This is a genomic window from Salmonella sp. 32120201201600049SM (assembly GCF_017572835.1).
In the GTDB taxonomy this organism is placed as follows: Bacteria; Pseudomonadota; Gammaproteobacteria; order Enterobacterales; family Enterobacteriaceae; genus Salmonella; species Salmonella enterica.
Genome location: NZ_JAGESA010000009.1, coordinates 110,442 through 128,002 on the forward strand (window position 1 = coordinate 110,442; position 17,561 = coordinate 128,002).

Sequence of the window (17,561 nt, forward strand, 5' to 3'; positions counted from 1 at the left end):
ATTCCCATCATTATGCTTGCTGATCATGTGAATCAACGCGGTTCTCACGCTTTAATGCCATCCTGCGAACCACCACGTAAAACACAGGCGTCAATAACAGGCCGAAGAGCGTGACGCCCAACATGCCGGCAAACACGGCGATGCCCATCGCATGTCGCATTTCCGCGCCGGCACCCGTCGCGAGTACCAGCGGTACTACGCCTGCGATAAAGGCGAATGAGGTCATCAGGATAGGACGCAGACGCAGGCGGGACGCTTCCAGTACGGCGGTCAGCGGGTCTGCGCCGTCGTGTTCTTTGGCGCGGGCAAACTCGACAATCAAAATGGCGTTCTTGGCCGCCAGGCCGACCAGCACCACGAAACCAATCTGCGTAAAGATATTGTTATCTCCGCCAGATACCCACACGCCGACAATGGCTGAGAGTAATGACATAGGCGCAATAAGCAGGACGGCAAAGGGCAGCGACCAACTGTTGTACTGCGCCGCCAGGATCAGGAAGGCCAACAGCACCGCCAGCGCAAAGATAGCAAGCGCAGAATTGCCGGCCTGTTTTTCCTGATAAACCAGATCGGTCCATTCGAAGACCATCCCTTCCGGTAACGTTTCACGCACGATCTTTTCAATTGCGTCCGTCGCCTGTCCGGAGGAGAAGCCCGGAGCCGGTCCACCGCTAATATCTACCGAGGGGAAGCCGTTGTAATGGATGATTCTGTCCGGCCCCGACTGGCGCATAATCGTGACGAAAGCGCTAAGCGGGATCATCTCGCCCTTCGCATTGCGGACTTTAAGCAGGCCGATATCCTCTTGTTGCATACGGAATGGCGCATCGGCCTGCGCCATCACCCGCCAGGTACGGCCAAATCGGTTGAAATCGTTGACGTAAAGCGAGCCGAGGTTAATTTGCAACGTTTCAAAGATGTCGGTGAGCGATACCCCCATTGATTTCGCCTTTACCCGGTCGATATCCACCTGTAATTGCGGGGCGTTTGTCTGGAAACTGGCCAGCATATTGGCCAGTTCGGGCGTCTGCATCGCCTTAGACATAATCTCGCTTTGCACCTTTGTCATCGCTTCAAATCCCAGTTCCGCACGATCTTCAATCTGCAATTTAAAGCCGCCCGTCGCGCCAAGCCCTGGAACCGGCGGTGGCGGGAAGATGCCAATAAATCCGTCGGGAATGTGGCTAAATTTGTGCATTAGCTTTCCGGCGATAGCGTTAGCGGAAAGCGAAGGATCTTCACGCTCGTCAAAGGGTTTCAGCATGGCGAACATCAGCGCCGAATTTGGCACATTTACCGGGCCGTTAACCGACAGACCGGGGAAGACGACGACGCTTTCAACGCCGGGTTCCGCCAGCGCGATAGCGGACATCTGTTTCACGACCGCCTCTGTGCGATCCAACGATGCGCCGCTTGGGAGCTGGGCGATGCCGACGAGATAGTATTTATCCTGCGCAGGCACAAACCCGTTCGGCACCTGATGGAAGCCAAGCCAGGTCAGCCCCACAAAGCCAGCATAGAGCACCATCACAATGACGCTGCCGCGCACGGCCCGACGGACGGCGCTAACATAGCGGTTCGACGCGCTGTCGAAGAAACGGTTAAAGCGATGGAAAAAACCGCCAGTGACCGTGCCCATCAACCGCGTTAGCCAGTCAGCCTTCGCAGTATCGTGGTGCGGTCTTAGCAAAATGGCAGCCAGCGCAGGGGAGAGCGTCAGCGAGTTAATGGCCGAAAGGATGGTCGAAATAGCGATGGTCAACGCGAACTGACGATAAAACTCACCCTGCAGGCCCGCCAGGAATGCGGAAGGGATAAAGACCGCCGTTAGCACCGAGGTAATAGAAAGAATGGGACCAGTGACTTCATCCATCGCCTTCTTTGCCGCCTCTCCGGGACTTTTGCCCTGCGAGATATGCCGTTCCACGTTTTCGACCACAACGATGGCGTCATCGACAACGATACCTATCGACAGGACCAAACCAAACAGCGAAAGCGTATTCAGCGAAAAGCCAAACAGGTGCATCAAGGCAAAGGTGCCGACCAGCGAAACGGGAACCGCCACCAGAGGAATAATGGACGCCCGCCAGGTTTGCAGGAACATCACCACGACAAGGACGACCAGCACGAGGGCTTCCAGCAACGTAATCGCCACCGATTGTAGCGATGCGCGCACGAAGACCGTAGGATCATAGGCAATCCGGTATTCGATATCCTGCGGGAAGTTTTGCTGCAACTCATCCATTTTGCCGCGAATCGCGTTAGAAACGTCAATCGCATTGGCGCCCGGACTTTGAATAATCTGTAACGCTGGCGCCGCTTCGCCATTCAGTAAACTGCGCAGCGTATAGGCATCTGCGCCCAGCGTGACGCGGGCGACATCACGCAGACGCGTCACCTCGCCGTCAGCGCCGATTTTTACCACAATCTCGCCGAACTGTTCTTCGCTGGTCAGGCGGCCCAGCGTGTTTACCGTCATCTGAAAAGCGGCGGAGGCCTCCGGCTGTTGCCCGACGGAACCGGCGGCGACCTGTACGTTTTGTTCCCGCAACGCCGTAACGATATCACTGGCGGTAAGACCGCGGTTGGCGATTTTCGCCGGGTCCAGCCAGACGCGCATGGCGTACTCGCCCGCGCCCCAGACGAGAACATCGCCGACGCCGGGTAAACGGGCCAGTTCGTCGCGAACCTGCCGGATGGCGAAGTTAGACAGGTAAAGCGAGTCATAGCGTTTTTGCGGCGAGACAAGATGAACCACCATCAACATATCGGGGGACGTTTTCTCCGTTACAACGCCAATTCGCTGGACTTCTTCGGGCAGGCGAGGCAGCGCGCGGGATACCCGGTTTTGCACCTGAATTTGCGCCATATCAGGATCGGTTCCCTGTTCGAAGGCGATAGAGATAACCATGCGACCATCAATGGCCATCTGGGTATTCATATACAACATGCCGTCAACGCCGTTGATCACCTGTTCCAGCGGCGCGGCTACCGTATCGGCAATCACTTGCGGGTTAGCGCCGGGGTAGCTGGCGCTAACCTGTACCGTGGGCGGCGTAACGGCCGGATATTCACTCAGCGGCAGTTTTAAAAAGGCGATAGCGCCAGCCAGCAGCATTAACAGCGACAGGACGATGGCGAAGATGGGCCGTGCGATGAAAAAGTGGGTGAATTTCATTGGCGCACCGCCTTCGACGCGCTGTCGCCGTCCGCTTTAGTCAATGTCGCGGTCTGTTTCTCGGGCATATTCTGCCGCATCGGCACCAGACGCGGCGCAACGGTCATGCCAGGACGCACCAGCCCCTTGAGGATGATTTTTTCTCCCGGCTGTACTCCCTGTGTAACGACGCGGAGTCCATCGACCATTTGTCCCAGCTCAACCGGACGATACTCCACCTGATTCTCCTTGCCGACGATCAGCACATAGTTTTTGCCCTGATCGGCGCTCACCGCCAGATCGTCAATCAGCACGGTTTCCCGCGGCTCGCCGATGGGCAAACTGATTCGGGCAAACAGGCCGGGAGAAAGCATTCCGTCGGGGTCAGGAATCACGGCGCGCGCCCGGATAGTGCCGGTGCTGCGGTTCATCTGATTGCCCATAAAGTCGAGTACGCCCTGATAAGGCAGCCCGTTATCGGTGGTTAACCCCATGTTGACTACCGGTGGATTTTTGTCGGAGCGGGTATGCCGTAACGCCTTCAGCCAGGTGGCTTCGTCAATATCGAAATACACATACATGGGATTGTGAGACACGATAGTCGTCAAAAGCGTGGCGTTACCCGCTACGCCGCCGCTGACCAGGTTGCCCCGGGTCACCAGTATGCGGTCAACGCGTCCGGCAATGGGCGCGGTAATACGGGTCCAGGAGAGTTCAAGGCGCGCTGCGGCGACGGCGGCTTTGGCCGATTGCATCTGCGCCTGTCGCGCATTACGCGTGGCGGTGACATCGTCAGCGTTTTTACGTGATACGGCGCCGCTGGCGACCAGTCGTTGAATGCGATCGAAATCCGCCTGCGCCTGGCGGGCCAGTACTTCAGCCTGACGTAATTGCGCGACGGCGGTGTCGAGGGCGACCTCGAACGGGCGCGGATCGATCTGGAACAGCAGTTGTCCGCGGCTTACCAGACGTCCTTCCGGAACGCTGACGGCGTCAAGGGTTCCTCCCACGCGCGAACGCAGCTCCACGGTCTCCGGCGCGGCCAGAAAACCGGTGAATTCCGCCGTAGGCGCGAGTGTACGGCTAAGGGCTTTAGCAACCGGTACCGACGGTGGAGGCGGCGCGCTGGCCGGGGGGCCGACGGCGTTGTCTTTATCCCATAGTGCTTCGCCGGCCATGTAAATCACGCCCCCGATGGCGGCGATGACGCCGGCTATCAACATAATTTTGAATGTTCTACGCATGTCGTTTCCCTCTTTACCGCAGCGTGTCGGCCATTCCGCAACGCTGCCGCAGAATTTTTGGCAAAGGCTAGGCGTTACAACGAAGGAAAGGTCAAGCGCTCCTGACGGGTTTTTTCGGGGCGTGGGTCGGCATCGTGGCGTAAATGTCTCGCATCATCCTCTTTTATGAGCCATCTCACATTCTCGCCGAACCGTGCAGCCTGAATACGCTTGACCTTCCCACAATGGCAAGCTTTAGGCTTTCTGATACCGAATAGTCAGGATGGGGAAGTCGTCATGAGTCAGTCAGAAAATCGTCACGACACGATAAGCTTGCTTATTGAAGGTATGACCTGCGCGTCGTGTGTCGCTCGCGTTGAAAAAGGTATTAAGGCTGTGCCTGGCGTAACGGACGCTACGGTGAATCTGGCGACGGAGCGCGCCACCGTCCGCGGGACGGCGTCGGCGGAGGCGGTGATCGCAGCGATTGAAAAAACGGGGTATGAGGCGCGACCGATAGAGACGGCGGGGCAGGGTGAAGACGACTCTGAAGAGAAAAAAGAGGCCGAGCGCGTCAGGCTGAAGCGCGATCTGATTCTCGCCAGCGTGCTGGCGCTCCCCGTTTTTGTGCTTGAAATGGGCTCGCACCTTATTCCTGGTATGCACGAGTGGGTGATAAAAACGATTGGCCTGCAACAAAGCTGGTACTGGCAATTTGCACTGACCCTGTTGGTGCTGACGCTCCCCGGTCGCCGTTTTTACCTTAAAGGGTTCCCGGCGCTGGCGCGTCTGGCGCCGGACATGAACTCGCTGGTCGCCGTGGGAACCGCAGCGGCATTCGGCTACTCGCTGGTGGCGACCTTTACGCCCGACCTGTTGCCTGAAGGGACGGTAAACGTTTATTACGAGGCCGCCGCAGTGATTGTCGCGCTTATTCTGCTGGGGCGCTTTCTGGAGGCAAGGGCGAAGGGGCGGACTTCCGAAGCGATTAAACGTCTGGTGGGGCTACAGGCGCGGGTCGCGCATGTGTTACGCGAGGGCCGCATCGTGGATATCCCTGTCGACGAGGTTGTGCTGGGCGACTGTGTGGAGGTTCGGCCAGGCGAGCGGATCCCGGTTGACGGCGAAGTGACCGAAGGCCGCAGCTTCGTTGACGAGTCGATGATTACCGGCGAACCGATACCGGTTGAGAAATCCGCAGGAAGCGCGGTGGTGGGCGGTACCGTCAACCAAAAAGGCGCGCTCACGCTGCGGGCGACCGCCGTCGGCGGACAGACCATGCTGGCGCAAATCATTCGTCTGGTGGAACAGGCGCAGGGTTCAAAACTGCCGATTCAGGCCGTCGTGGATAAAGTGACGCTGTGGTTTGTCCCAATGGTAATGCTTATTGCTGCGCTGACCTTTGTGGTATGGCTGGCGTTTGGGCCGTCGCCTGCGCTGACTTTCGCTCTGATCAATGGTGTTGCGGTTCTGATTATCGCCTGTCCTTGCGCGATGGGCCTGGCGACGCCGACCTCCATTATGGTGGGAACCGGTCGTGGGGCGGAAATGGGCGTGCTGTTCCGTAAGGGGGAGGCGTTACAGCTACTCAAAGACGCTAAGGTGGTGGCCGTAGACAAAACCGGGACGCTTACCGAAGGCCGCCCGGTACTGACCGATCTCGACGTGGCCAGCGGCTTTGAGCGCCGTGAGGTGCTGGCGAAAGTCGCGGCGGTAGAATCGCGTTCAGAGCATCCGATTGCCCGTGCGATTGTCGTGTCGGCAGAAGAGGAAGGGATCGCGCTACCAGGCATGAACGGCTTCGAATCGGTGACCGGGATGGGCGTATACGCTACCGTTGACGGTACGCGTGTTGACGTGGGGGCTGATCGCTATATGCGCGAAATTGGCGTGGATATTAGCGGCTTCGCCACCACCGCCGAACGGTTAGGGCAGGAAGGGAAATCGCCGCTCTATGCGGCTATTGACGGTCAACTGGCGGCGATTATCGCCGTGGCCGATCCGATCAAACCCAGTACGCCCGCCGCAATTAACGCTTTACATCAGCTCGGCATTAAGGTCGCCATGATCACTGGCGATAATGCCCGCACGGCACAGGCTATCGCCAGACAGTTAGGAATTGATGATGTGGTTGCCGAGGTATTGCCAGAAGGGAAAGTCGAGGCGATACGGCGCCTGAAAGCGGCGTATGGGCAGGTGGCGTTTGTCGGCGATGGCATCAACGATGCGCCAGCGCTGGCGGAGTCCGACGTGGGGCTGGCGATTGGCACCGGCACCGATGTGGCGGTGGAATCCGCCGACGTCGTACTAATGTCCGGCAACCTGCAAGGCGTGCCGAATGCTATCGCGCTGTCTAAAGCGACCATCCGCAATATCCACCAGAATCTGTTCTGGGCCTTTGCTTACAATACGGCGCTGATTCCTGTCGCGGCAGGCGCGCTATTTCCGGTCTGGGGCATATTATTGTCCCCGGTATTCGCCGCAGGGGCGATGGCGATGTCGAGCGTGTTCGTGCTGGGCAACGCTTTGCGGCTGCGCCGTTTCCGGGCGCCGATGGCAACCCCATCCGACACATCCACGACATGAGGAGGAGCGTCATGAACATCGGTAAAGCAGCTAAAGCATCGAAAGTTTCGGCCAAAATGATTCGCTACTATGAACAGATTGGTCTGATTCCCGCGGCAAGTCGGACGGATTCCGGCTATCGGGCCTATACCCAGGCTGATGTTAATCAATTGCATTTTATACGCCGCGCGCGCGATCTCGGCTTTTCAGTTGCTGAAATCAGCGACTTACTGAATCTTTGGAATAACCAGTCGAGGCAAAGCGCTGACGTCAAACGCCTGGCGCAGACGCACATTGATGAACTGGACAGACGTATCCAGAACATGCAGCACATGGCGCAAACCCTCAAAGCGCTGATTCACTGCTGCGCCGGCGACGCGCTGCCAGATTGCCCCATTCTGCATACGCTTGGACAACCTGACGATAGCGAGCCGGAGGCGCGTACCGGAGCGGTATTGCGCCGTCCTCGTCGCCATGGACTGGCAAAGCGTCTGTAAGTCCTGAGATTACGCTTGACCTTCCAACACTGGCAAGGCCCAGACTGGCAACAGTTCCCAAACAAAAGGAGTTCACTATGCAGTTCCATATTGATGACATGACCTGCGGCGGCTGCGCCAGTACGGTAAAAAAGACGATTCTGACTCTTGATGCTAATGCGACGGTGAGAACCGACCCGGCGACGCGTCTGGTTGACGTTGAAACGTCGCTATCCGCGGAGCAGATTGCCGCCGCCCTGCAAAAGGCCGGTTTCCCGCCGCGCGAAAGGTAATCGGCAATGGCGATCGGTCTGGCGACAGGCCGGTCGCGATACGCTAGCCACGCTTCGCTTTCCTTTGCATGAGATAATCCCCATAAAAAGTGTGACAAATCATGTGTCAGTAAGCTTTGTTAATAATATGTAATGATTTGTCTATTTTTGCTAACATTTTACCTGCTATATACAAAAAGATAACAAATAAGTAGCGCAACGCTACCTTGTTACGTCGCTTTGACGACGGGAGCGCTCCAGCGTTTCGCCGCTTCAAAGCTTGATGTTATTTTTTGATGCAGGACACTACCTATGTACACCCCCCTGAACTGGACGACGACACAACGACATGTGGCGTTTGCCAGCTTTACCAGTTGGATGCTGGATGCGTTTGATTTCTTTATCCTTGTCTTTGTACTTAGCGATCTCGCCGAATGGTTTCACGCTTCCGTATCGGACGTTTCCATTGCGATTATGCTGACCCTGGCGGTACGTCCCATTGGCGCGCTGCTATTTGGTCGAATGGCGGAAAAGTACGGACGTCGACCGATACTGATGCTCAATATTCTGTTCTTTACGGTGTTTGAACTGCTTTCCGCCTGGTCGCCCACCTTCATGGCATTTCTGATTTTTCGGGTCATGTACGGCGTGGCGATGGGCGGGATATGGGGCGTCGCGTCATCACTGGCGATGGAAACCATTCCCGATCGTTCGCGTGGCCTGATGTCGGGCATTTTTCAGGCGGGCTATCCCTGCGGCTATCTGTTCGCCTCGGTTATTTTTGGCCTCTTCTACAGTATGGTAGGCTGGCGCGGCATGTTCCTGATTGGCGCCCTGCCTGTTGTCTTGCTGCCTTATATCTGGTTTAAAGTGCCGGAATCCCCCGTCTGGCTGGCGGCCAGAGCGCGTAAAGAGAATACCGCGCTGCTTCCTGTTCTGCGCAAACAGTGGAAGTTGTGTCTGTATCTGGTGCTGGTCATGGCGTTCTTTAACTTTTTCAGTCACGGCACGCAGGATCTCTATCCTACCTTCCTGAAGATGCAGCATGGTTTTGATCCGCATCTGATCAGTATCATTGCGATTTTTTATAACATTGCCGCCATGCTCGGCGGTATTTTCTACGGTACGCTATCGGAACGTATTGGGCGTAAAAAAGCGATCATGATCGCCGCCTTTCTTGCGCTTCCGGTACTCCCGCTATGGGCATTTTCCAGCGGATCATTCACGATTGGCCTGGGCGCGTTCCTGATGCAGTTTATGGTGCAGGGCGCCTGGGGAGTCGTGCCGACCTGGCTAAACGAGCTGGTTCCGGCGAATGCGCGCGCCGTGCTGCCAGGGTTTGTTTACCAACTGGGTAATTTACTGGCGTCGGTTAATGCGACGTTACAGGCCCGCATCGCGGAAACGCATGGTGGCAATTACGGGTTGGCAATGGCGATCGTGGCTGGCGCGGTGGCTATTTTAATCTGTGTATTTGTGGCATTTGGTCGCGAGACCCGGGGAGTCGTCATCTCCGGTACAGATAGCGACGCCCTCCCGGAGTCGGCCATCGGTCATCGCACGTAAACACTACGCTCCTGGCGCATACTGTCGCCGGGAGCGCTCCTTCCCCCCGTCGTTTTCACGCCCTTTCAACGAACAACAAAGGTTAATGATGGCATCTGCCTTTCGTGACCATTACAATCATCGCTTACTTTTTTCTTTATAAGAAATTGATTGTTGGACCTTAAAATTGTCAACGGAGCGAAGATATCATGTTGAAAGATAACCAAAAACACAACGAGTCTGTTGCCCCGAATAGCGCCTTTCTGTCTGAGTTACAACGTGCATTACCGGAATTTTTTACCGCCGATCGCTATAACGAGCAGGGCGAACTGATCGAGAAAGGCGGATTTGATCTCGCCAAATTTGAGAGCGCGCTGAAAGCGCGTAATATTGATGAGCTGACTAGCGGTTATCAGATTGATTTTATTGGCAAAGATTACGCAAAAAAACAGGCGGGTGAAAAATCCGTTACCGTTATCGTTCCTGACGTGGAACACAATACTCTGGCAGAAAATAAAAACAGTCATAATCTTTTTCTGACCGGAGATAATCTGGATGTGTTACGCCATCTGCAAAATAATTACGCCGATACCGTCGATATGATCTATATCGATCCCCCTTATAACACCGGATCGGACGGGTTTGTCTATCCCGATCATTTTGAATATAGCGATCGGGCGTTGCAGGATATGTTTGGTCTTAATGATACTGAACTGGCACGTTTAAAATCCATTCAGGGTAAATCGACGCACTCCGCGTGGTTATCTTTCATGTATCCGCGTCTTTTCCTGGCCAGGAAGCTCCTGAAAGATACCGGGTTTATTTTTATCTCTATCGACGATAATGAGTACGCCAATCTTAAATTAATGATGGATGAGATTTTTGGCGAAGGCGGATTTGTCACCAATGTGATGTGGAAGCGCAAAAAAGAGATTTCTAACGACTCTGATAACGTTTCCATCCAGGGGGAATACATTCTTGTTTATGCCAAAACCGGTCAGGGCGCTTTACGTTTAGAACCGCTTTCTAAAGAGTATATTCAGAAATCCTATAAAGAACCGACCGAACAGTTTCCAGAAGGGAAATGGCGACCGGTGCCGTTAACGGTGTCAAAAGGGCTGAGCGGCGGCGGCTATACCTATAAAATTACCACGCCGAACGGTACGGTACACGAAAGACTATGGGCTTATCCTGAAGCCAGTTACCAAAAACTGGTGGCCGATAATCTGGTCTATTTTGGCAAAGATAACGGCGGTATTCCCCAGCGAGTCATGTACGCGCATCACAGTAAAGGGCAGCCAACGACCAATTACTGGGATAACGTAGCGTCGAATAAAGAGGGGAAAAAGGAGATTCTGGATCTCTTCGGCGACAACGTTTTTGATACGCCGAAACCGACCGCATTATTGAAGAAAATCATCAAGCTCGCTATCGATAAAGACGGCGTCGTCCTGGACTTTTTTGCCGGTTCCGGTACTACGGCCCATGCGGTGATGGCGCTGAATGAAGAAGATGGGGGGCAGCGCACGTTTATTCTGTGTACTATCGATCAGGCATTAAGCAATAACACTATCGCGAAAAAAGCAGGTTATAACACTATTGATGAAATCAGCCGCGAGAGAATTACACGCGTTGCGGCGAAGATCCGCGCCAACAATCCCGCGACCAATAGCGATCTCGGTTTTAAACATTATCGTTTTGCCACTCCGACACAGCAGACGCTGGACGATCTGGATAGCTTCGATATTGCTACCGGCCATTTTATCAATACCAGCGGTCAACTGGCCGCTTTTACCGAGTCAGGATTTACCGACATGATCAATCCTTTTTCCGCCAGAGGATTGGGCGTGCCGGGCGGCGCAAGCGGCGAAGAGACCTTATTAACGACATGGCTGGTCGCCGATGGTTATAAAATGGATATTGACGTACAGACCGTTGATTTTTCCGGCTATTGCGCCAGGTATGTTGATAATACGCGCCTGTATCTGATTGATGAACGATGGGGAACCGAGCAGACCCGCGATCTTCTCAACCACATTGGTACGCACCAGCTTCCGGTTCAGACCATTGTCATTTACGGCTACTCTTTCGACCTTGAATCCATTCGTGAACTGGAAATCGGCTTAAAACAGCTTGATCAAAAAGTGAACCTGGTGAAGCGTTATTAAGAGGGGATGATGATGAATATTTTACTGGAAGAACTTCCCCATCAGGAACAGGCGTTAGCGGCGATTCTGGCGAGTTTCACCGGTATCGATCACGCGCAGGCCGATCATAATCACTATGCTAATCCGCTGATTAAGGAACGTTACGACGATAAGGCCAATATTGACGTTAAAATGGAGACCGGGACGGGCAAAACCTATGTCTATACCCGGTTGATGTATGAATTGCATCAGAAGTATGGCCTCTTCAAATTTGTGCTGGTAGTGCCGACGCCAGCCATTAAAGAAGGCGCGCGGAACTTTATCACCAGCGATTACGCCAGACAGCATTTTTCACAGTTCTACGAAAATACGCGGATGGAACTTTGCACCATTAACGCCGGTGATTTTAAAGTAAAGTCGGGGCGTAAAAATTTTCCGGCCCAGTTATTAAGTTTTACTGATGCCAGCCGTCGTGATAGCCATACGATTCAGGTTTTGCTGATCAATGCGCAAATGCTCAATTCCGCCAGTATGACGCGAGACGATTACGATCAAACGTTACTGGGCGGGCTGACGTCGCCTGTTAAAGGGCTGCAAATGACGCGACCGGTGGTCATTATTGATGAACCGCATCGTTTTGCGCGAGATAACAAATTTTATCGAGCGATTCAGGCTATTCAGCCGCAAATGATCGTCCGCTTTGGCGCTACCTTCCCGGATATTGTCGAAGGTAAGGGTAAAAATAAATGTGTACGTAAAGATTACTATCGCCGGCAACCGCAGTTTGATCTCAACGCGGTGGACAGTTTTAACGATGGTTTGGTGAAAGGTATTGATATTTATTACCCGAATCTCCCCGAAGAACAGGCCAACAATCGTTATATCGTTGACAGCGTCACGGCAAAGAAATTAATCCTCCGACGGGGGAGCAAAATTGCCGAGGTTGGCGTGGGCGAAAATCTCGCCGATGTCGATGCAGGATTTGAAGGCAGTATCGAATATGCCGGCAGTAAAATGTTGTCGAACGATCTGGAGCTGGAGGCAGGGATGGCGCTGGTGCCAGGAACCTTTGGCGCGAGCTACCAGGAACTGATTATTCAGGAAGCCATTGATAAGCATTTTGATACAGAGCAGGCAAATTTCTTACGCAGCAATGAGCCAGAAAATAATGCCCCGCGTATTAAGACCTTAAGCCTTTTCTTTATTGACAGTATTAAAAGCTATCGTGATGACGAAGGTTGGTTGAAACTGAAGTTTGAGTGTTTACTGAAAAAGAAACTGACGCAACTGATTGACGATTATCAGCGCAAGACCCTGCCGCGAGAAGTGGAGTATCTGTCGTTTCTGCAGGCCACGCTCGCCAGCCTGCACTCGGATAACCAAAACGTCCACGCTGGTTACTTTGGCGAAGACCGCGGAAGCGGCGATGAGGCGATCCAGGCTGAGGTAGATGATATTCTGAAAAATAAAGAGAAGTTGCTCAGTTTTTCAGACCATCACGGCAACTGGGAAACGCGCCGCTTTCTGTTTTCAAAATGGACGCTTCGCGAAGGCTGGGATAACCCGAATGTTTTTGTCATTGCTAAATTACGTTCTTCCGGTAGCGAGTCGAGCAAAATTCAGGAAGTGGGGCGCGGCCTGCGGCTACCGGTAGATGAAAACGGCCATCGCGTTCATCAGGAAGAGTGGCCGTCCCGACTGTCGTTTCTGATTGGTTATGATGAAAAAGCGTTTGCCAGTATGCTGGTTGATGAGATTAATCGCGACAGCAAAGTTCAGCTTAACGAGCAGAAACTGGATGAGGCGATGATCACACTCATCGTCACCGAGCGGCAAAAAGTCGATCCTGCGTTTACGGAGCTTCGTTTGCTGGAAGATCTGGATGATAAAAAACTGATCAACCGGAGTAATGAGTTTAAACCCAGCGTCACGCTTAACGGGGAAACCAAAAGTGGTTTTGCGTGGCTACTGGAGTTCTACCCTGAGCTGACGCAGGCGCGGGTGCGAGCGGATCGCATTCGTGACAATAAGCCCGCCTCCCGACTGCGAGTCAGGTTACGCAAAGAGAATTGGGAACAACTTAGCAGTATCTGGGAGCAGTTTTCCCGTCGTTATATGCTGCAATTCGAGCGTAGCGGCGCGTCTCTGGAACAGATTGCCGCCGAGGTGCTGCGCGATCCGGCGCTGTATATACGCCAGAAGCCAAGCCAGGTGCAACAACGGCTGGTATCGAATGAAGATAATGGCCGTTTTGAAGTGGCGCAGCGGGAAGGCGAATTAGCCGCCAGCGAATTTATGGCGGGCATGAAATATGGCCATTTTCTTAAGCAACTGGCGTTACGCACCAGTCTGCCGGTTAACGTCCTGCACCCGGTGTTAATGGCGATGCTGCGTGATGTTTTGCACGGAGATTCACGCTATTTAAGCGAGATCTCGTTGGACAATATGACCCGCGCATTACAGACGCGGATTAATGCGCATTTTGCGCAGCGCCACGATTATCTGCCTCTCGACTTTCAGGCTTCAACGTCGGTATTTGATTCCACGGCACGGCAGTTCAGAGAGGAGATTAGCGCTGAAATTGTGGGAAAAAATGTGGATGAGAATGCGATAGACGATCCCCGTTCTCTCTATCAAATACCGCCGTTGCGTTATGACAGCGTCGATCCAGAATTGCCGCTATTAAAATACGATTATCCGCAACAGGTTTCTGTGTTTGGCAAACTGCCTAAGCGGGCCATTCAGATCCCCAAATATACGGGAGGCTCTACTACGCCGGATTTTGTGTACCGTATTGAGCGTCAGGACGCCGACAGCGTTTATTTACTGGTTGAAACTAAAGCAGAAAATATGCGCGTAGGCGATCAGGTTATTCTTGATGCGCAACGTAAATTCTTCGATATGCTGCGTCGGCAAAATATCAATGTCGAGTTTGCGGAAGCGACCAGCGCGCCGGCGGTATTTTCTACCATCAATGGCTTGATTGAGGGGAAGGTAAACTAACGGGTTTGAATAGACCTTAACGGTTATCTTTTTGATAGACCATATAAAATGGCCGCCGCGCAGCGAGCGTTGCGGTCATTATCCCTGTGCTAATCCCCCGTCCCGTAAACCGCGTTGACTTGAAGGTTATCGTTTTACGTCTATTCTTAACTTTCAGCTAAGCGTATTTTGCTGAAATTGCAAATAGTCTTGAGGACGCTGTTTTTTTGTTTTGCCGTTATTTTTATAACGGCCAGGTAGATATTGCTAAGTGAATGTAACTAAGGGAGACATGTTATGCTAAATAGATACTACCGTTTCGCTGTCGAAAAAGACGACCCCTCCGAAGCGCCAGAGTCGGGCGATAAGCCTGACAGCCAGCCGCAAAAAAAATCGTAATTTATCTGGATATTCCCCAACGTTTTTACGTTTGGGGAAAATAACCGTTTCGTTTCAACCTGGTTGCGAACAGTGAATATTTTACACGAAGTGACTATATATAAACGGGAGGGAACATGGAGTTTGATGCCTTCTTTTTAGCGAGACTCCAGTTTGCCTTTACCGTCTCTTTTCATATTATTTTCCCCGCGATTACGATTGGCTTAGCCAGTTACCTGGTGGTACTGGAAGGTTTATGGCTAAAAACGCGTAATCCTGTCTGGCGCTCGCTCTATCAGTTCTGGCTCAAAATTTTTGCCGTCAACTTCGGGATGGGCGTGGTCTCCGGTCTGGTCATGGCTTACCAGTTCGGAACGAACTGGAGCGGTTTCTCCCAGTTCGCCGGCAGTATCACCGGGCCTTTATTAACCTATGAAGTGCTCACCGCATTCTTCCTGGAAGCGGGATTCTTAGGCGTGATGCTTTTTGGCTGGAACAAAGTCGGGCCGGGCCTGCATTTCTTGTCTACCTGTATGGTGGCGTTGGGTACGTTAATGTCGACGTTCTGGATTCTGGCGTCTAATAGCTGGATGCATACCCCGCAGGGATTTGAAATTCACAACGGTCAGGTGGTCCCGGTGGACTGGTTCGCGGTGATTTTCAACCCGTCGTTCCCGTATCGCCTGTTGCATATGTCCGTTGCGGCGTTTTTAAGTAGCGCGATGTTTGTCGGCGCGTCCGCTGCCTGGCATTTACTGAAAGGTAACGATACGCCGGCTATCCGCCGTATGTTCTCGATGGCGCTATGGATGGCGGTCGTGGTGGCGCCCGTTCAGGCATTGATTGGCGATATGCATGGCCTTAACACCCTGAAGCATCAGCCGGTCAAAATCGCCGCGATTGAGGGGCACTGGGAAAATACGCCCGGCGAGCCAACGCCGCTTACGCTGGTAGGCTGGCCGGATATGGAGGCGGAACGGACCCGCTATGCGCTTGAGATCCCGGCGTTGGGCAGTCTGATCCTGACGCATAGCCTGGACAAACAGGTGCCTGCGCTAAAAGATTATCCCAAAGAGGATCGCCCCAACTCTACCGTGGTGTTCTGGTCTTTCCGTCTGATGGTGGGCATGGGCGTACTGATGATCTTCCTGGGGCTGGCCAGCCTGTGGCTACGCTACCGACGCCGACTGTATCATTCGCGGCCCTTTATGCACTTTGCGCTGTGGATGGGGCCGTCCGGGCTTATCGCCATCCTTGCCGGATGGGTGACGACTGAAGTAGGACGTCAGCCGTGGGTGGTCTATGGCCTGCTGCGAACGCGTGATGCGGTTTCCGCGCACAGCACCTTGCAGATGAGCATCAGTTTGCTGGCCTTCTTTGTGGTCTATTCCCTGGTCTTTGGGGTTGGCTATATTTATATGATTCGTCTTATCCAGAAAGGGCCGCAGCCGGCGGAGACACCGACCGCTGAAACCGATGGCAGACCCGCGCGTCCTATCTCTGCCGTGGGAGAATCGCTTGAGCAGGAGAAACGCGAATGACCATCGATCTTCCGGTTATCTGGTTTGCTATTATCGTGTTCGCCACGCTGATGTATATCGTAATGGATGGGTTCGATCTGGGCGTCGGTATCCTGTTTCCGTTTATTCGCGATAAACACGATCGCGATGTTATGGTGAACTCGGTCGCGCCGGTATGGGACGGGAACGAAACCTGGCTGGTGCTGGGCGGGGCCGGGCTTTTTGGCGCGTTCCCGTTGGCTTATGCCGTCATCACCGACGCGCTGACTATCCCGCTGGTGGTTATGCTGCTTGGTCTTATCTTTCGCGGCGTCGCTTTTGAATTCCGTTTTAAAGCCACCGAGTCGCATCGCGCGTTCTGGGATAAATCCTTTATCGTCGGGTCAATCCTGGCGACCTTTGCCCAGGGGGTTGTGGTGGGGGCGGTGGTGAGCGGTTTTCAGGTGGAAGGGCGAACCTTTAGCGGTTCGCAGCTTGACTGGCTGACGCCGTTTAACCTGTTCTGCGGCGTCGGTCTGGTTGTCACCTACGCGCTGCTGGGCGCTACCTGGCTGATTATGAAAAGCGAAGATCCGCTGCATAGCCGGATGTGCGCGCTGTCGCGCCCGTTGTTGATCGTCTTGTTGTTGGTGATGGGAGGCGTCAGCGTGTGGACGCCGCTCACCCACGACGACATCGCCGGGCGCTGGTTCACGCTGCCCAATTTATACTACTTCCTGCCGGTGCCTGTGCTGGTGTTGGCTTTTAGCGTCTGGCTATGGCGCAGCGTGAAAAAACCAGAATCCCATGCGCGTCCATTTATTCTCACGCTAGGGCTGATTTTTCTGGGGTTCAGCGGGTTAGGCATCAGTATTTGGCCGAATATTATTCCACCGGATATTTCGCTGTATGCCGCCGCCGCGCCGCCGCAAAGTCAAAGCTTTATGCTGGTTGGGGCGCTGATAATCATCCCGATTATTCTGGCTTATACCTTCTGGAGCTACTACGTCTTCCGTGGAAAAGTGCGACATGGAGAGGGATATCACTGATGGTTAAAGTGAAAAAATGGTCGCGGCGAGTCGTATGGATGGTCGCGATATGGTGCGCCAGCGTGCTTCTGCTGGCGGGCGTCGGAATGTTATTCAGACTGCTCATGACCTCCGCAGGATTTCGCTCCTGACTGATATCCCCCGGACGCGCTTTCGTCTCTCGCGAAAGCGCGTTTTTATCGACAGATCGGCGTTTATCGATCACCTTTGCTCGCCTTATCTCTCCCCTCAATAGCGGTTGATAATTATTCTCATCTTTATTGTCGTT

The 17,561-nt window shown here is 53.7% G+C and carries 12 protein-coding genes and 1 pseudogene; 11 read left to right on the forward strand and 2 right to left on the reverse strand.

The window, feature by feature from the left end; translation table 11 throughout:
- Window positions 1–10 precede the first annotated feature (10 nt).
- Window positions 11–3,178, reverse strand: a complete 3,168-nt coding sequence (gene mdsB / locus J4650_RS17300; protein WP_023993794.1) for a multidrug efflux RND transporter permease subunit MdsB — start codon at window positions 3,176–3,178, stop codon at window positions 11–13.
- On the reverse strand, window positions 3,175–4,401 hold the full coding sequence (gene mdsA / locus J4650_RS17305) for a multidrug efflux RND transporter periplasmic adaptor subunit MdsA (protein ID WP_001254850.1): 1,227 nt from the start codon (window positions 4,399–4,401) through the stop codon (window positions 3,175–3,177). Before mdsA ends, mdsB begins: the two co-directional genes overlap by 4 nt.
- A gap of 276 nt (window positions 4,402–4,677) precedes the next feature.
- Between mdsA and golT the strand changes: the two genes are divergently transcribed.
- From golT to J4650_RS22990, 11 genes and pseudogenes are all read left to right on the forward strand, one after another.
- Window positions 4,678–6,966 (forward strand): gold/copper-translocating P-type ATPase GolT, encoded by a 2,289-nt coding sequence (gene golT / locus J4650_RS17310; protein ID WP_023204765.1) that lies wholly within the window; start codon window positions 4,678–4,680, stop codon window positions 6,964–6,966.
- An 11-nt stretch (window positions 6,967–6,977) separates the two neighbouring features.
- Window positions 6,978–7,442: an Au(I) sensor transcriptional regulator GolS gene (gene golS, locus J4650_RS17315; RefSeq protein WP_001020583.1), complete on the forward strand. Its 465-nt coding sequence runs from the start codon at window positions 6,978–6,980 to the stop codon at window positions 7,440–7,442.
- Window positions 7,443–7,519: 77 nt separating this feature from the next.
- Window positions 7,520–7,714 (forward strand): gold resistance metallochaperone GolB, encoded by a 195-nt coding sequence (gene golB, locus J4650_RS17320; RefSeq protein ID WP_001159470.1) that lies wholly within the window; start codon window positions 7,520–7,522, stop codon window positions 7,712–7,714.
- Window positions 7,715–8,005: 291 nt separating this feature from the next.
- Window positions 8,006–9,259, forward strand: coding sequence for an MFS transporter (locus J4650_RS17325; protein ID WP_000288502.1), 1,254 nt, complete (start codon window positions 8,006–8,008; stop codon window positions 9,257–9,259).
- A 188-nt stretch (window positions 9,260–9,447) separates the two neighbouring features.
- Window positions 9,448–11,406, forward strand: a complete 1,959-nt coding sequence (locus J4650_RS17330) for a site-specific DNA-methyltransferase (RefSeq protein ID WP_023993793.1) — start codon at window positions 9,448–9,450, stop codon at window positions 11,404–11,406.
- Between the two features lie 9 nt (window positions 11,407–11,415).
- Window positions 11,416–14,388, forward strand: a complete 2,973-nt coding sequence (locus tag J4650_RS17335) for a type III restriction-modification system endonuclease (RefSeq protein WP_023994373.1) — start codon at window positions 11,416–11,418, stop codon at window positions 14,386–14,388.
- Between the two features lie 276 nt (window positions 14,389–14,664).
- Window positions 14,665–14,766: a small effector SsaA gene (gene ssaA, locus J4650_RS17340; RefSeq protein ID WP_000934834.1), complete on the forward strand. Its 102-nt coding sequence runs from the start codon at window positions 14,665–14,667 to the stop codon at window positions 14,764–14,766.
- Between the two features lie 116 nt (window positions 14,767–14,882).
- Entirely contained in the window at window positions 14,883–16,286 is a 1,404-nt protein-coding gene (locus J4650_RS17345) for a cytochrome ubiquinol oxidase subunit I (RefSeq protein WP_000393711.1), read from the forward strand.
- On the forward strand, window positions 16,283–17,293 hold the full coding sequence (cydB, locus tag J4650_RS17350; protein WP_000151049.1) for a cytochrome d ubiquinol oxidase subunit II: 1,011 nt from the start codon (window positions 16,283–16,285) through the stop codon (window positions 17,291–17,293). Before J4650_RS17345 ends, cydB begins: the two co-directional genes overlap by 4 nt.
- Window positions 17,239–17,424, forward strand: coding sequence for a DUF2474 domain-containing protein (locus tag J4650_RS17355; RefSeq protein WP_305954967.1), 186 nt, complete (start codon window positions 17,239–17,241; stop codon window positions 17,422–17,424). The genes cydB and J4650_RS17355 overlap by 55 nt, the downstream gene beginning before the upstream one ends.
- Window positions 17,343–17,535 (forward strand): annotated as a pseudogene (locus J4650_RS22990) (hypothetical protein). Before J4650_RS17355 ends, J4650_RS22990 begins: the two are co-directional and overlap by 82 nt.
- The last annotated feature ends 26 nt before the right edge of the window (window positions 17,536–17,561 follow it).

What these genes read in the sequence shown, in the direction of transcription:
- J4650_RS17325 (WP_000288502.1), top strand. Translation starts at nt 8,006, where the DNA reads ATGTACACCCCCCTGAACTGGACGACGACACAACGACATGTGGCGTTT.
- ssaA (WP_000934834.1), top strand. Translation starts at nt 14,665, where the DNA reads ATGCTAAATAGATACTACCGTTTCGCTGTCGAAAAAGACGACCCCTCC.
- golS (WP_001020583.1), top strand. Translation starts at nt 6,978, where the DNA reads ATGAACATCGGTAAAGCAGCTAAAGCATCGAAAGTTTCGGCCAAAATG.
- J4650_RS17345 (WP_000393711.1), top strand. Translation starts at nt 14,883, where the DNA reads ATGGAGTTTGATGCCTTCTTTTTAGCGAGACTCCAGTTTGCCTTTACC.
- mdsB (WP_023993794.1), bottom strand. Translation starts at nt 3,178, where the DNA reads ATGAAATTCACCCACTTTTTCATCGCACGGCCCATCTTCGCCATCGTC.
- mdsA (WP_001254850.1), bottom strand. Translation starts at nt 4,401, where the DNA reads ATGCGTAGAACATTCAAAATTATGTTGATAGCCGGCGTCATCGCCGCC.
- golT (WP_023204765.1), top strand. Translation starts at nt 4,678, where the DNA reads ATGAGTCAGTCAGAAAATCGTCACGACACGATAAGCTTGCTTATTGAA.
- J4650_RS17335 (WP_023994373.1), top strand. Translation starts at nt 11,416, where the DNA reads ATGATGAATATTTTACTGGAAGAACTTCCCCATCAGGAACAGGCGTTA.
- golB (WP_001159470.1), top strand. Translation starts at nt 7,520, where the DNA reads ATGCAGTTCCATATTGATGACATGACCTGCGGCGGCTGCGCCAGTACG.
- J4650_RS17330 (WP_023993793.1), top strand. Translation starts at nt 9,448, where the DNA reads ATGTTGAAAGATAACCAAAAACACAACGAGTCTGTTGCCCCGAATAGC.
- cydB (WP_000151049.1), top strand. Translation starts at nt 16,283, where the DNA reads ATGACCATCGATCTTCCGGTTATCTGGTTTGCTATTATCGTGTTCGCC.